12 protein-coding genes are annotated in these 14,744 nt (G+C 73.0%); 3 read left to right on the forward strand and 9 right to left on the reverse strand.

All coding sequences use genetic code 11. From position 1 onward, the window contains the following. Nucleotides 1-11: 11 nt before the first annotated feature. The 3 genes from ACIQ6Y_RS21655 to ACIQ6Y_RS21665 all read right to left on the reverse strand — a co-directional run bounded on the left by ACIQ6Y_RS21655 (nucleotide 12) and on the right by ACIQ6Y_RS21665 (nucleotide 2,901). On the reverse strand, nucleotides 12-1,064 hold the full coding sequence (locus ACIQ6Y_RS21655; protein ID WP_404041336.1) for a hypothetical protein: 1,053 nt from the start codon (nucleotides 1,062-1,064) through the stop codon (nucleotides 12-14). 96 nt (nucleotides 1,065-1,160) lie between these two features. Next, on the reverse strand, nucleotides 1,161-1,994 hold the full coding sequence (locus tag ACIQ6Y_RS21660) for a BTAD domain-containing putative transcriptional regulator (protein ID WP_404041339.1): 834 nt from the start codon (nucleotides 1,992-1,994) through the stop codon (nucleotides 1,161-1,163). A gap of 202 nt (nucleotides 1,995-2,196) precedes the next feature. Beyond that, on the reverse strand, nucleotides 2,197-2,901 hold the full coding sequence (locus tag ACIQ6Y_RS21665) for a ScbR family autoregulator-binding transcription factor (RefSeq protein ID WP_404041342.1): 705 nt from the start codon (nucleotides 2,899-2,901) through the stop codon (nucleotides 2,197-2,199). A 679-nt stretch (nucleotides 2,902-3,580) separates the two neighbouring features. Here ACIQ6Y_RS21665 and ACIQ6Y_RS21670 point away from each other — a divergent pair. Then, nucleotides 3,581-4,561, forward strand: a complete 981-nt coding sequence (locus ACIQ6Y_RS21670) for a ScbA/BarX family gamma-butyrolactone biosynthesis protein (RefSeq protein WP_404041345.1) — start codon at nucleotides 3,581-3,583, stop codon at nucleotides 4,559-4,561. A gap of 54 nt (nucleotides 4,562-4,615) precedes the next feature. Here ACIQ6Y_RS21670 and ACIQ6Y_RS21675 read toward each other — a convergent pair whose 3' ends face one another. After that, nucleotides 4,616-5,506 carry an SDR family oxidoreductase gene (locus tag ACIQ6Y_RS21675; protein WP_404041348.1) on the reverse strand — a complete coding sequence of 297 codons (891 nt, stop codon included), beginning with the start codon at nucleotides 5,504-5,506 and terminating at the stop codon, nucleotides 4,616-4,618. A gap of 164 nt (nucleotides 5,507-5,670) precedes the next feature. Here ACIQ6Y_RS21675 and ACIQ6Y_RS21680 point away from each other — a divergent pair, with 164 nt between their 5' ends. Then, nucleotides 5,671-6,372, forward strand: a complete 702-nt coding sequence (locus ACIQ6Y_RS21680) for a ScbR family autoregulator-binding transcription factor (protein WP_404041351.1) — start codon at nucleotides 5,671-5,673, stop codon at nucleotides 6,370-6,372. On the opposite strand, the gene ACIQ6Y_RS21685 is transcribed toward ACIQ6Y_RS21680, so the two are convergent. Beyond that, the gene (locus ACIQ6Y_RS21685) at nucleotides 6,348-7,877 is read right to left on the reverse strand and encodes an FAD-dependent monooxygenase (protein ID WP_404041354.1); all 1,530 of its coding nucleotides are present in this window, start codon (nucleotides 7,875-7,877) and stop codon (nucleotides 6,348-6,350) included. The genes ACIQ6Y_RS21680 and ACIQ6Y_RS21685 overlap by 25 nt on opposite strands. Before the next feature lie 116 nt (nucleotides 7,878-7,993). Here ACIQ6Y_RS21685 and ACIQ6Y_RS21690 point away from each other — a divergent pair, with 116 nt between their 5' ends. Next, nucleotides 7,994-8,365 (forward strand): thioesterase family protein, encoded by a 372-nt coding sequence (locus ACIQ6Y_RS21690; RefSeq protein ID WP_404041357.1) that lies wholly within the window; start codon nucleotides 7,994-7,996, stop codon nucleotides 8,363-8,365. A gap of 24 nt (nucleotides 8,366-8,389) precedes the next feature. Here ACIQ6Y_RS21690 and ACIQ6Y_RS21695 read toward each other — a convergent pair whose 3' ends face one another. From ACIQ6Y_RS21695 to ACIQ6Y_RS21710, 4 genes are all read right to left on the reverse strand, one after another. Next, nucleotides 8,390-8,758, reverse strand: coding sequence for an NUDIX domain-containing protein (locus ACIQ6Y_RS21695; protein ID WP_404041360.1), 369 nt, complete (start codon nucleotides 8,756-8,758; stop codon nucleotides 8,390-8,392). A gap of 119 nt (nucleotides 8,759-8,877) precedes the next feature. Beyond that, nucleotides 8,878-9,546 carry a DUF305 domain-containing protein gene (locus ACIQ6Y_RS21700; RefSeq protein WP_404041363.1) on the reverse strand — a complete coding sequence of 223 codons (669 nt, stop codon included), beginning with the start codon at nucleotides 9,544-9,546 and terminating at the stop codon, nucleotides 8,878-8,880. Nucleotides 9,547-9,638: 92 nt separating this feature from the next. Continuing rightward, complete coding sequence (locus ACIQ6Y_RS21705) at nucleotides 9,639-10,073, reverse strand: hypothetical protein (protein WP_404041366.1); 435 nt, start codon at nucleotides 10,071-10,073, stop codon at nucleotides 9,639-9,641. A gap of 59 nt (nucleotides 10,074-10,132) precedes the next feature. Beyond that, nucleotides 10,133-14,683: a HEAT repeat domain-containing protein gene (locus ACIQ6Y_RS21710; protein ID WP_404041369.1), complete on the reverse strand. Its 4,551-nt coding sequence runs from the start codon at nucleotides 14,681-14,683 to the stop codon at nucleotides 10,133-10,135. Between the last annotated feature and the right edge of the window lie 61 nt (nucleotides 14,684-14,744).

Here is a 14,744-nt window from a genome sequence, read left to right on the forward strand (position 1 = left end):
GGAGCGGGCCGTCAGTCGCCGCCGCCCCCACCGTCACCGCCGCCGTCGCCCCCGCCGGAGTCACCGCCGTCGCCGCCGTCCGAACCCCAGCCGTCGCCTCCGCCGGATTCGTTGTCCTCCCCGCCGCTGCCGAGGTTGCTGAACCAGGGCCGGTCCCACCACTCGTCGACGGCGACCGGCTCGCCGCCGTTCGACCGGCGCCGCTCCGTGCGGAACCGCGCCGTGCCCGTGGTGTCCCCGAGCCCGAAGGTGACGGCGAACGCCTGTGCCAGCACGGCATCGAGCGGGTCCGCGCTCTCGTACCGCACGGGCGTCAGCGGCAGCAGGACGCTGTCCGGCTCCAGGTCGGGCCTGCGGGGCGGACGGGTCAGCAGGGCGACCCGCCGGTCGTCCCGCAGCAGCCACGAACTGCGCGCGTTCTCCCGCCGCAGCACCCACAGCCGGCCGGACATCCGCAGCTGCGCATAGCTCTTGGACTTGCGCAGCTTCCGCTGCAGGCCGAGCTGAGCCGGCTCCTCCCCGACGGTCGCCCGCAGTCCCAGCGACGGATCGGAGGCCTGGCCGTGGAAACCGTACGGCGCCCGGATGCGTACGACGGGAGCCCCGGGCCCCCATACGTCGACCCGCACCAGATGCCGGTCGACGGCGACGGCGATCGGCCCGGCAGGGCCCGGCGCGAACCGGCGCGCGATCCACAGCGGGACCCCCTCGGCCCGGGCCCTGGCCCCGAGGGCGGCCACCTGTTCGGGGCCGCCGCAGACGCGGACCGCCAACTCCCCCAGTTCGCGGGCGAATCCGGCGGCGTCACGCACCTTCACCGGTCGGGCGGTGCCGGTGGCGCGGGTCACCGGCACGACGCCGGGGCCGTCCGCCAGCCTCTCCAGCGCGCGTTCCGAACCACCGCCGCCGAGCCACTGGCCACGCCGGTACGCCTCGGCCATGGCGCCGAGGTTCAGCTCGCTCAGCGGTGTGGTTCTGCCGCCCCTGCGCAGACCGTCCTCGGTCAACTCCACCGTGCGGGCCAGCGGATTCCACGACCGCTCGCCATAGAGCACCCGGCTCACGACGCCCCCCATGTCCTGTGCGAGTCAGCCCTGGCGGGCCGGCCCCCTACAACTACCAGCACCTCGTCGAGCCGCTCGGGCGGGGGCCTGCCGGTGTCAGCCGACGCGGGTGAGGTGCTGCTCGTCGCCCCTCTCGGCGCCCGGCCGAATCGTGTCGGGGGCCGGCATGAGGATGGAGCGCTGGATGCGGCGCAGTGCGGCGGAGGGTTCGAGGCCGAGTTCCCTGGAGAGGGTGGTGCGCAGGCGCTGGTAGACCTGGAGGGCCTCGCTGCGCCGGCCGGAGCGGTGCAGGGCCAGCATGAACTGGCCGTGCAGGCTCTCATGCGTGCGGTAGTGGCTGACCAGGACGCTCATCTCGCCCAGCAGTTCGCGGTGCCGGCCGAGCCGCAGGTCGGCGTCGATGCGCCGGTCGAGGGCGCACAGGCGTATCTCCTCGAGCCGTCTGGCCTCCGTCTGGAGCTGCGCTCCGCAGCGGACGTCGGCGAAGACGGGGCCCCGCCACAGGGCGAGGGCCTCATGCAGCCGACGTGCCCCGTCGGCGTGGTCACCGGCGTCCATGGCGCGGTAGCCGAGGCCCGCCAGCCGCTCGAACTCGGCGGCGTCGCTGGTGCCGCCGAGGGTGTTCAGCAGATACCCGCCCGGTTCGGTGACGAGCACGTCCTTGGCGACGGCCCGCGCGTCCTCGCCGCTCTCCTGCCCGAGGGCCGACGCGATCAGCTCCCGCAGCTGCAGCACGTACGTCTGCAGGGTGGTGCGGGCGCTGCGGGGCGGTCTGTCACCCCACAGCTCCTCGGTCAGCGCGCTGACGGGCACGACCTGACCGGCCCGGACCGCGAGCAGCGCCAGCACCTGCCGCGGCTTGGGCGCGGTCGGAGTCACCGACGCGCCGTTCTCCGTCACGCTCAGCGCGCCCAGTACTCCGATGTCCACTGCCGTCTCCCCAGTCCGCGCATGCGCACTCTCCTGTGCTGCGTGACGCCTTCGGCGTCCCGGCCTCGGCCGTGCACAGCCTTACCCCGACCTCAGTAATACAAAACAGGGCGGTCGGTTTGTCAACATGAAACCGGCTACGCTGTTTTCTTTCCACCCCTGCCGAAGCCGCGCCTCCCCAGAGGCGCCGCCCGGCCGGCCCTCACATCCGGGCGGGTTCCCGCATCCCCGCAGTGGCCGTCTCATGCCCCGGGCCGGGACGTGCAGCCGGCCCACCCGCGCGCAGCACCGCTGCCGCGCGGGCTCCCCGGCCGGCACCCACCGAGACGTGCTGCTCGCTCAGCCGTGGCAGCAACAGGCCCCAGAAGCCCCTGACCCGCTCCATCGACAGCCACGCCCGATGCTCACCGGCGAGGACCTGGAAGCCGGTCGTCGCGGCGACCACCGCGGCCGCGGCATCCTCCGGGGACACGCCCCGGGCGAGTCCGCCCTCCCGGCCGGCCCGGCGCATGGTCTCCTCCACCCAGCACTGCCACTCCCGCCTGGGCGCCGACATCGTCGCGCAGCCCGGGTCGGCGCCCAGCACGAAGCCCGCGCGCAGCACCACGTCGTCGGCGAGGCGGCCGACCAGGCCGTAGGTGGCCTCGACCACGATCGCGAGCGGCCTGATCTCCCGCTCGGACGCCAGCCGCACCACCTCGCGCACCATGTCCAGCGCCTCGGCCTCGACGGCTTCGGCGAGCGCCCGCTTGCTCTCGAAGTGGAAGTGCAGCGCGCCGTTGCTCACCCCCGCCTGCCGGCTGATCGACGACAGCGAGGCCGCCACGAACCCTTCTCTGGCGAACACCTCGGCCCCGGCACGCACCAGTGCCCGGCGGGTACGAACCGCACGCTCCTGCTTGACCATCAGTCGCCTCCTGGTCGCCGGCCCGGTTCCACGGCGTTCACCGACCGGGCGCCGCGCAGTCCCCATCTCTGCACGACTCCTTGAGAGTAACAAACCGCATCGACGGTTTGGTTGACGTCTCTGGGTGCCCGGTACACGCGGGCTCGTGGCGCGAGGACGGGAGGGCTTGCTACGCATCCCCACCGATCAGTTCCAGCCTGATGCCGCGAAGCCGGCCGACGGCCGGCGGTTCGCGCCGGAAGCGCGGACTCCGTCACCTTCGGCGCTGTCGGCGGCGCCGCGACTGTGCCGGTACGAGCGCCGCGGGCATGCTCTGCGCCCGGCTCCGGCGGCGCGACATCCCTGCGGCCGCGGCTCTTCCTCAGGGGGTGTTCACACCCTGGGCGACCGGGCGTCCATAATTGTCCGCATCCGTCTGCGCGGGGCGTCGTCCGAAGTCACAAAAGGCGGCCCGACCTGGCCCACCGGCCGGGGTCGGCCCCCGACCCGAGGGCGGCGGACCGGCGTCTCGCAAAGAGGGTCACCGGGGCACGCACGGCGTCGCCGCCGACGCCCGCCACCGCTTCGGGGCAGGCGAGTACCGGCCACCGCTGGAAATAAAACCGGTTGGTATGTATCTTCGGGGCGTTGAGGGGCTGACGTACGGTCCACTCCCACGATCGGCTGCCAAGGGGGATCGATGACGGCAAGCACGTTCCGGGCCGAACACACCACGGCAGGCCTGGCACCGGCGCGGAGCACCTTCGGGGCGCCGGCCACTCCCAGCGGATTCCGCTACCCGTCCCTCACCACCACGGTCCCCAAGGAGCTGGTGCACCGGGCCGCCGTCGCGGAGGTCATCCTCACCGACTGGTGGCGCGAGGGCGAGACGCGGTTCGCCATGCAGGGGCAGTGGCCCCGCGGGCACAGCTTCTTCACCCCGATCGCGGGCCACCACGATCCGCTCATCGCGGTGGAGACGATCCGTCAGGCAGGCCTGCTGCTCGCGCACGCCGAGTTCGGAGTGCCGCTGGGCCACCACTTCCTCGTCTCCGACCTGGAGGTCACGGTGGATCCCCGGCACATGCCGGTCGGCGACACTCCCGCCTCCCTGGACATGACGGTGACCTGCCCCGACATCCGGCTGCGCGGCAGCAGCCTGGCCGGGCTGCGCATCGCGGTGGAGATACGTCGCGACGGCGAACTCGCCGCGCGCGGCGGCGGGTCCCTCACCACGATCGTCCCGGCGGTGTACCGGCGTCTGCGGGCCGCCCGCTCCGACTCCAGACAACGGGTGCTGCCGCTCACCGCACCGGCCGCCCCGCAGCTCGTGGGCCGTATGTCGCCCACGGACGTCACCCTCACACCCGTCGGGGAGCCCGACCGCTGGCAGTTGCGGGTCGACACACGCAACCCCGTGCTGTTCGACCACCCGCTCGACCATGTGCCCGGCATGCTGCTGATGGAAGCCGCCCGCCAGGCCACCGCCGCGACGCTGCGGCACCCGACGCTGCTCCCGCTGAGCATCAGCAGCGAATTCCTTCACTACGTCGAGCTGGACAAACCCTGCATGATCGAGGCACGCCCCGACCGGTCACGCGGCGACCGTGTCACGGTGAACGCCTACCAGGACGGCGCGGTCGTCTCCCGCTCCACCGTCGTCGCGGCGCAGATCGGCTGAACGCCCCGGCGTCGCGGTCGCCCTGACGCGGACCGACGGGACCCCGAGCGCCGGTCAGCGGTCGCCCCGGGGCGCGTGCACGGTGAAGTCGTCGAGGTGGTCCTCGGCCCACCGGGCGAAGGAGCGGGCGGGCCGGCCCGTGAGCCGGCGCACCGTGTCCGTCACACCGGTCTTGGCGCCCGCCCGCTGTCTGTGTGCGCTGTGCAGCAGCGCCTCGACGACCGGCTCGGGATAACGCCTGCCCATGGCCGCACGCGCCTGGTCGGCCGCCAGTTCCTCCAGGCGCAGCGGGACATGGAGCAGGCGGGCCAGCTCGGCCGTCTGGTCGGCCGCGCTGATCGCCCGAGGGCCGGTCAGGACGTAGGCCCGGCCGTCGTGGCCGTCCTCGGTCAGGGCGCGCACCGCCACCTCGGCGACGTCCCGGGGGTCCACGCACGCGTTGAGCGAGCTGCCGTACAGCGCCCGCACGACCTGTTCGGAGCGGATGGAGGGCGCCCAGGACAGGCAGTTGGACATGAACGAGCGGGGCCGCAGCAGCGTCCACTCCATCCCCGAGTCGCGCAGCAGGGCCTCGCTGTCCCGCTGCCACGTGGTGATCAGGTCGTCGGCGCCGGGATCGGTGACGGCCGCCGCCGACAGCTTCACCACGTGCCGTACGCCGGCCGCCCGTGCCGCGCCCAGGAAGCGGACGTCGTCCTCGCCCGTGACCCGGGTCGTGACCAGCAGGGCCCGGTCCACCCCGCGCAGGGCCCGGCCGAGCGCGGCCTCGTCGCCGTAGTCTGCCGTGACGACCTCGGCGGTGCGGGACGCGGCGGGGTCCAGACGCGCCGGGTCCCGCACCAACACCCGTACTCTGTCGGCGGCAAAGCCGGGTCCGGCGGGGTCGGCGAGCTGACGCAGCACCTGACGTCCGACGGTTCCGGTGGCGCCCGTCACGAGAATCACTGACACTCCTTGCCTGGCCGACGGGGGTCCGTAGCAACCGCGTTCCACCAGGTGGCGGGTTTCGCTCGGCGGGGGTCCGCGTCTCGGCCTGTAAGATACGAACTAGACGGTTTTTTTAGAGGGCCGTTCCGGGCTCCAGGCCGTGGACATGGAGGGCGAGACCCATGGCGAAGCAGGAGCGGGCCATCCGCACCCGCCATTCGATCCTGATGGCTGCCGCCAGAGTCTTCGAGGAGCGCGGTTACCAGGCGGCCACCATCAACGAGATCCTCGCCGTCGCCGGTGTCACCAAGGGCGCCCTGTACTTCCACTTCCAGTCCAAGGAAGACCTCGCCGAAGGCGTCCTCGCCGGACAGGACCAGCACCTCGCCGTGCCCTCCCGCGCCTGCAAGGTACAGGAACTCGTCGACGCCGTGCTGCTGCACGCCTACCGGCTGCAGACCGATCCCATGGTCCGCGCGGGCGTACGTCTCACCCTCGACCAGCGCGCGCAGGGGCTGGACCGCAGTGGCCCCTTCCTGCGCTGGCGCGATGTCGGCATCGACCTCCTGGAGCGCGCCCGGGCGCAGGGCGAGCTGCTTCCCCATGTCACCCCCGCCGAGACGGCCGGCGTCATGGTCGGCTCCTTCGCCGGTATCCAGGCCATGTCGCAGGCCCTCACCGACTACCAGGACCTGACCCAGCGCGTCAGCGAACTCATGTGCCATCTGCTGCCGAGCATCACCATGCCGTCCGTCCTCACCGCCCTCGACCTCACCCCTGAGCGCGGTGAGAAGGTCTGCAACGAGCTGCTCGAGCGGCAGCGACTGGCGGAGGCCGCCTCCGAGGAACAGGACACCTCTCAGGAGCCCGCCGCCCTCGGCTGACCGGCGTCACCGGCTCCGCCCTTCGGGCGCTGGCCGAAGCAGGCCTCCAGCGCCGCTTCGAGGTCCGCCCCGCCGGGTGCCCAGCCGACATAGCCGTCCGGGCGCAGCAGCACCGCCTCGCACGGCACCGACGCGACAGTCTCCGCCCGCACCACCCGTACGACATCCGCCCAGGGACCGGCCTGCTCCTCGATCCGAAGGGTGTCCGGTCCGCCGAACAGCACCAGCAGCGGCCCCCCTTCCCCCAACAGCCCGATCAGATCCGTCTCACCCTGCGGCGTACGCAGCGCGACGTTGGGCAGGAAGCGCCCTTCCCAGGGCGACGGCCCGAACCTCGGCGGCAGCACGGTGTCCTGGGCGCTGACCAGATCACCGACACGGCTGCCCGGCCCCTCCGAAGCGAGCATCTCGGCGAACACCGACCGCAGCGCGTCGACCTCCACGCCGGGCCGCATCAGGGCCAGCTGGGCCTGCGTGTTGTCGATCACCCGCCGGGCGGCCGGCCGGCGCTCCAGGTCGTAGCTGTCCAGCAGTCCGTCGCCCGCCTGCCCCTGTACCGTCAGCGCCAGCTTCCAGCCCAGGTCGATCGCGTCCTGCAACCCGGTGCTCAGGCCCTGCCCGCCGATCGGGAAGTGGACGTGCGCGGCATCGCCCACCAGCAGCACGCGTCCGGCCCGGTAGCGGTCGGCGAGCCGGGAGAAGTCGCTGAACCGGGTCAGCCAGCGCCCCCGCTCCATGTCCACGTGCCGCCCCGCGAGCCAGGACACCTCCTCCCGCAGCTCCTGGAGCGTCAAGGGCTCGTCGCGGCGGGCGTGCGTGCGCGAGCAGTTCAGGGTCCGCAGGTGCGTGCCGCCTCCGGGTTCGTGCTTCACCACGAGCCAGCCCCGGGCCGTACGGTGCCAGCCCGCCTCCAGCGCCTTGTCCTCCGCCAGCTCCACCAGCCCCGCCATCGCCGACACCGTGGCGGGCCACTCCTGGCTGCCGATGCCCGCCAGGTCACGGACCGTGCTGCGCGCCCCGTCGGCCCCGACCAGGAACTCCCCCGTGACGGTGAGCATGCCCTCGGGGCCCTCGGCGACGGCCCGTACCCCGTCGGCGTCCTGCGTCACCTCGGTCACCCGGTGCCGGCGCAGGATCCGCGCGCCCGCCGCAACCGCCCGCTCCTCGAGCATCCGCTCCAGATCCGCCTGCGCACGCTTGAGCAGCGGGCCCGGCTCCCCCGCCGGGACGGACAGCGGAAGTCCCTCGACGCCCCCGAAGTGGAACGGCGCAGTCGACTCCGCGCCACCCATGGCGCGGGGCCGCAGCTCGGGGAGATACCCCCGCCTGACCAGGCACTGCAGGGCACGCGCGTGCAGGGTGGTCGCCCGCGGCCGCATCGACACCTCGGCCGCGGCTTCCAGTACGACGGTGTCCACCCCGAAGGCACCGAGCTCGGCCGCCACCAGCAGGCCCACCGGCCCGCCGCCGACCACCACGACCCGCGTCCGCACATGCCCCGTCATCAACCCGCCCCACCCGGTTGTCGATCTCCCACCTGAGCGCAAAAATATACCGGTCGGACGGTTCCCTATCGCGGCGCCCCCGGTGCCCCCGGCCAGGCGGGAGATAGCGTGGCGCCATGCGCCATGAAGTGACCCCCGCCGACACCGCGGCCGCGCTGGGCAGCGGTGATGTGCCCGTCCTCGCGACACCGCGGCTGATCGCATGGCTGGAGGCCGCGACCGTGCGGGCCGCCCGGCCGCTGGTCGGGGCCGGGTCGACCACCGTAGGGACCGCGGTTCGCGTGCGGCATCTGCGTGCCACCGCGGTGGGCGATGCGGTGGAGGTGTCCGCATCGGCGCCCGCCGACCCGACCGGACGACGGCTCACCTTCCAGGTACGGGCGGTCGACGACTCGGGGGAACTGGTCGCGACCGGTGAGATCGAACGGGCCGTCGTCGACCGGGACCGCTTTGTCGCGGCCGCGTCGGGCAAGGCGGCGGGCCGCTGAAGAAGGGCCGTGGGACCGGGTCGCTCACACGGGCCGGTGCCCCAGCAGATAGGTCCGTACGGCTTCCGGGAGGCCGGTGCCGGCGGCCTGCTCTATCGCCGTCCAGCGGATCTGTTCCGGTGCGAGGGCGGCGCCGCCGGACGGGGACTCGGTCAGCAGTTGGCACACCACGGCGGCCGGGGCGGTGTCCCGCAGGGTCTGGGAGCCGTCCACGAGGTAGCCGGTGAGTTCGTAGACGACCCGGGCTGCCGTGGCCTCCGGTGTCTCCGCCGGTTCCGGGGTGCCTGCGGGCAGACTCCAGTCGCCCTGGCGCCGCACGAGCAGCACCTGTCCGTCGTACACGGTGACCGCCTGCACGGAGGACGGGGACGCGTCTGCCTGATCGATCGTCATGGGCCTCTTCTACCCAGGGAGTGGGCCCCGCACCCGGGGCGCGGCGCCGCGTGACTGCCCGGGGCTCCCCGGCCGTGTGCCGGGGAGCCCTGGGCGGTCGGTGGGTGACGGTGCGGGGATCAGAGGCGGTCGAGGATCTTCCCGAGCCTGTCGACCTCGGCGGACTGGTTCGTCACGACGTCGGCGGCGAGCCGCCTGGCCGTGGCGTTGCGGCCGTTCTTCTGCTCGGCCCGCGCCATGGTGATCGCGCCCTCGTGGTGCTCGATCATCATCTGCGCGAACATCCGGTCGAACGCGGTGCCCTTGGCGGCCCGGAGCTTCTCCATGGCGTCGGCGGACATCATCCCGGACATGCCCGAGTGGTCCGTGGCGCCGGAGCCGTGGTGCATGCCGGGCATCTCCTCGGCGGACTCGGGCCTGCCCCAGGCCTCGAGCCAGGACTTCATGGTCCGGATCTCGGGGTCCTGGGCCTTCTCGACGGCGGCGGCCAGGGTCTTGACCTCCGCGTCGGAGGCCCGCCCGGCGGCGAGCCGGGACATCTCGACGGCCTGCTCGTGGTGCGGGATCATCCCCTGCGCGAACGCGACGTCCGCGTCGTCGAACGCGCCGGGTGCCGGGTTGCCCCCCGGCGTCCGCGGGGATGTGGCGGAGGCGGTGCTGCCGCTTCCGTGGTCGCTGCCCTCGCCGTGGCCCCCGCCGCAGGCGGCGAGCAGCAGTGCGGCTGCCGCTACGGCGCTGACGATCGCGCTACGACGACGAAGACGGCGGGCAGGGTTGTGTGCGGTCATGTGCGGACTACCTCGCTTGTACGGTGCTGTCGGTGTGGGTCGGGACCGGGCGCGGCGGGCGCGGGCATGACGAACCCGCGCCACGGCCCGGCCTATATCCGCAGCACCGACAGTCGGGCGAGGAGTGGTTCAGGGGGTGGCGAGCCGGGACGCAGCACGGCCATCGCCCGGGCGAGCAGGGCGGGCAGCCGCTCCTTGCGCAGGGCTGCCGCGCAGAGGAACACCCACAGCAGCCATCCGCTGAGCACCGCCACGCACACGGACAGCACGTCCATGCCGATCACGGGCGCGTCAGCCGACGGGCCGGATGCGGGTGATGCCGAGAGGCCGGCGGCTTCCCCGGCCATGCCGCCGTGGTGCGCACCGGCGGCGGCATGCGCGACGGTTTCGGCCGCCCGGCCGGTGGAGTGCTCCGGGTGGCCCATGGTGTGCATGGCGAACACGCCGAGGGCGAGCACGGCGACCAGCAGGAGGTGCCCCCAGGCTCCACCCGCACGCAGTCGCGCGTTCCTGACCAACTCGACCACCCGAGACGTTCGTTCCTGTCGTCCCGGGCATGCTACTCGGCGGCCGGTGTCGGACGGTGTCACGCGTCGGCGCGGCGGAACGCGCCGGCCACGTCCAGGGCGACCCGTGCCGCCCGCCGCGCGGCCTCGGTCTGCTTGGTCTTCTTGTCCACGGTCATCTCCTCGTCGCCGAGGTCGCTGACGCACTTGAGCATCGCGCCGCCGATGAACGCCTTCGCCTTGAACGTCTCCCAGATCGCGTGCAGCACGCCGTGCGCCTCGGTCTCCACCCCGCCGATGTCGGCGGACAGTCCGAGCAGTTGGGCGCGCAGTGCGGAGTCCCGCCAGGCGATCACCTTCTCCCCGCTGGCGAAGTCCTTCACGAGGAGGTCGCCGTCGCCGAGCGAGGCGTCGAGTCTGCCCCGGGTGTGGAGCCTGTCGACGAGCCGCAGGGCCTGTTCGTCCGTCCGGTACACCTGCGGCCGCAGGCCCCCGCCTTCCGGTCGTACCTTCTCCGGGCCGTGGTCGAACACCTCCCGCGCGAACAGCACGTCGCCCAGGGACACCCCGCGCTCGCCGAAGCCGCCGCACACCCCGACGAGGAAGACCAGGTTCGGCCGGAACGTGGACAGCAGGTCGCGCGTCACGGCCGCCGCCGACTGGCCACCCTGGTCGGTTGCCTGTGTGGTGACCACACGTACCGGGGGCTGCCCTGCGGTGACCAGCTCGAAGACGTCGTAGTAGCGGCCGTCGCGCTGCATCTCGGTCGTGGTGAGGCGGCGCTCGTCGAGTACGTGGAAGAGCGCCTTCGTCTCCACGGGCACGGCCGTCAGCAGGGCGACGTGGTACTCGTCGTCGGTGGTGGGTGCGGTCACTTCGAACCTCGACTTCCGTTGTTCGCGGAACCCCGCGAGCACCGCCTCGGGGTTGCGGGTGAACGACTCGACATCGGCCTGCACCCGTTCGCGCTCGGCCAGGGACTCCCGTTCGGCGGCCAGTTCCGGCTCGAGGTGCGGGTTCTCCGGCGCGCTGTCGCCCTTGAGTTCCACGATGCGGGCGAAGACCCGCTGCGCGACGGGCAGGGGGAGCAGGCGCAGTTGGGTGAGCGAGGAGACCGTCGCCCAGTGGATGTTCTTCTGCAGGAGCAGCCGGACGACGCTGGGGAGCAGCGACTCGGTGTAGGCCGGGCGGTCGGCGGCGGCGCGCAGGACGGCGGACGCCGCGACGCACAGAACGCCCGCGTCGCTGTCCCGGGGCCGCTTGTCCGGCCGAGGGCGCTTGGGCTCGATGACGAACCTGATCAGGTCCGTGTCCGCCTGACCGGCGCGGGCCAGCCCTTCGAGGGCGGTCGTGCGGTTCAGCGGGTCTTTGTCTCCGCGGACCACGCTGACCAGCCAGTCCTTCGTCGTCGGCGTGATCTCCCGGCGGGCCACCAGGTCGACGATGGCTCCGCGCAGGGCGCGGCCGTGCCGGTCGCGGGCGGTGAACTTGAGCGCGTCGGCGACCTTCGTGATCCACGCCTCGTCGCCGGTGTCCAGGTGGGTGAGGGACCCGACGGCGGCCCGCCGGGTCAGATACGTCTCCTTGGGGTTGGCGATGGTGGCCCGCAGCACCTCCGCCGCGGCCGTGTCCCCCTGGTGTCCGAGGGCGTTGGCGGCCGAGCCGCGTACTTTGGCGTCGCGGTCGTGGAGCAGTGCGTGGGTGAGCGGTTCCAGCGCACCGGGGGCGTTGACGCGGCCGAGGGCGTTGGCGGCCGAGCCGCGGACCTTGTCGTCGCGGTCGTGGAGCAGCGCGTGGGTGAGCGGTTCCAGCGCACCGGGGGCGTTGACGCGGCCGAGGGCGTTGGCGGCGGCCCCCTTGGTGTGGGAGTCGCTGTCCTTCGCGAGGGCCCTGGCGAGCGCGTCCAGGGCGCTGGGGTCGCCTATGCGGCCCAGGGCGTTGGCGGCCGAGGTGCGGACGAAGGCGTCGGGGTCGCGGGTGAGCGAGGTGGCGAGGGCGGGGACGGCGCCGGGGTGTCCGATACGGCCGAGAGCCTCGGCGGCCGAGCCCCTGGTGCGGCTGTCGTCGTCGGCGGCGAGGGCGACGGTGAGCGCGTCGAGAGCGCCGGGGTCGCCCGCGCGGCCGAGGGCGTTGGCGGCGGACCCGCGGACGACGGCGTCGGGGTCGGTGAGCGCCGCGGTGAGGTCGGGGACGGTCTGAGGGTGGCCGATGTGACCGAGGGCGAGGGCGGCCGCTCCTCGGACGACGGGCGCGGTGTCGGTGAGCGCGGTGGTCAGCACGGGGACCGCCTGAGGATGGCCGATGCGGCCGAGCGCGGTGGCGGCCGCTCCTCGGATGCTGCCCTCGATGTCGGTGTCGCGGAGCGCGTCGGTCAGTGCGGGCACCGCCTGGCGGTCGCCGATGCGGCCGAGGGCGGTGGCCGCCGCCCCACGGACGCTGACCTCGCTCTCGGGGCCGCCGAGCAGGGTGGTCAGTGCGGGCACCGCCTGGGCATGTCCGATGTTCCCGAGGGCGGTGGCCGCCGCGCCGCGGACACTGCCCTCGGTGTCGGTGAGCGCGATGACGAGGGCGGGGACCGCCTGGCGGTCGCCGATGTTCCCGAGGGCGTTGGCCGCCGAGCCTCGGACAACGGGGTCGTCGTCGGTGAGCGCGGCGGCGAGGGCCGGGACGGCACGGGTGTGGCCGATGTGGCCGAGGGCGGTGGCGGCCGCTCCTCGGACGATGGCGTCGCGGTCACAGAGCGTGGCAGTGAGCCCGGGAACCGCCTGGCGGTCGCCGATGTTCCCGAGGGCGGTGGCGGCCGACCCGCGGACGGTGGGCTCGATGTCGTCCTTGGCGGCTCGCAGGAGGGCGGGGACGGCCCGGGGTGCGCCGATGCGTCCGAGGGCGGTGGCGGAGGCGCCGCGGACCGTGGCCTCGGGGTCCTCCAGCATCGCCGCCCGCAGGTCGTCCACGTCCGGCTCGCCGCCATTGACGCTGAGCCAGTTCGCGCTGCGGCGGCGGGCATCCGGGTCTTCGTGCTCGCGCAGGGCTGCGAGCCGCTTGGCTGCGAGGGCGGGGTCGCGACCGGATCCTCTCGGTGCCGGCTCCTTCTTGTTCCGCTCGTAGGTGCGGCGCAGTCGCTGGAGGGACTGCGCGTCCAGCGACCCGTTCCACAGTGCGGCGAAGATGTCGTCCGCGAGTTCCGGTGCCTTGGCGTTGAGGGTCCGCAGCAGTCCGCGCTGGAGTCCGTCGCGCAGCACGGTCGGGGGCAGACCGGCCAGCGCCACGGCCAGGCGGTCGCGGATCTGGCGGCCCTGCTGGAAGCAGCTGCCCAGGCGTCGCCAGAGCACCCCGCGCACCTCGTCGCCGAGCACACCGCGGTTGGCGAGCAGGACGTCCACCATCAGTTCCGGCGGCAGCGGTTTGGCGCCGATGGCGAGCAGGTCGATCACGGCGCTGTCCGGGTCGGGCTGCAGGCCGACCCAGTCGCCCAGGCACTGGTCCAGGTAGACGGGGTCGAGTACGACGGGTGGCAGGCCGGTGTTCTGCCAGGCGAGGGCCAGGCCGAAGTCCACGAAGGCCGGGTGCATGAGGCTGTACTGGCCGTCCAGGGCGTCACCGACCGGCTGCACCATCTGTGTGTCCAGGAACGCCTGCACCGCGCGGGCGATCTCGTCCCTGTCGTCCCACACCCGGCCGAGCAGCGCCTCCACGTCCCGGGCGAGGAAGTCGGCGTTGCCCTTGCCCGTGGTGATCGCGGCCAGTGCGGCCGCGCACAGCGCCGCCTCCATGCCGAGCCCGCGTTTCGCCGCGTCCTTCTCCGCTGTGGCGAACCGGCCTTCGGTGCGGGGCCGGACCACGGTCGCCCGCAGCAGGTCCGCGCGGCTGCGCGGGATCGCCCGGTCCTTGACGGACCGCGTCCCGAGCAGCCAGTCGGTCAGCAGCGACAGCATGAACGGGTTGGACGCCACGCCCAGCATGTCGCCGGACCTGATCTCGGCCAGCGCGTCGGTCGCCGACCCGTCGCGCATCTCCAGGTAGGTCTCGATGTCCTGCTCGCCCAACGGCTCGATGGACAGGGTCTCGACACCGCGCAGCGAGGTCCCGGCCAGGTCGTCGGTCTCGGTGCGGGACGTCGCCAGCACGGTGAAGCCGTTCGACCCGGCGACCAGGCGCCAGATGAACTTCCAGGCGGCGGAGCCGTGGAACTCGCGCTCCAGTTCGTTCAGCGCGTCGACCAGGAACACCAGCTGGTGGTGCTTGACGCGCGTCTTCCACAACTTCTCGGCGACGTCGGAGGGGCGTAACGCCTTGGCGAACTCCTCGATGGTCATGCCGTCGACGTACCACTCCCTGATCGCGCGGTTGTCGACGATGACGGACGGGGTCTCGCGGTCCAGGAGGGCGATCGCGTACTGCAGGACGGCGGTGCTCTTGCCGCTGCCCGCGCCGCCGGTCACCAGCCATGTCTTGGGTCTGGGCTCGTGCTTGGCCTGGTGCGACGGCAGTTGGTCGAGGAGGGCGTCGAAGCGGAGGCGCTCGCCGGAGTCGTCCGCGGAACCGCGGACCCGGAAGGTGGGGCGGAGGTAGTGCCGGACGGTTCTGCTCACCAGTCTGGCGCGCAACTCGCTGTACGGCGAACCGCTCATCCGTCCCTCGTGTCCGCTTCATCCCACCCCGAAAAAGTGATCCAAGCTACCACGCACGAAA

The sequence above is a fragment of the Streptomyces sp. NPDC096205 genome, from assembly GCF_044763135.1.
Lineage (GTDB): Bacteria > Actinomycetota > Actinomycetes > Streptomycetales > Streptomycetaceae > Streptomyces.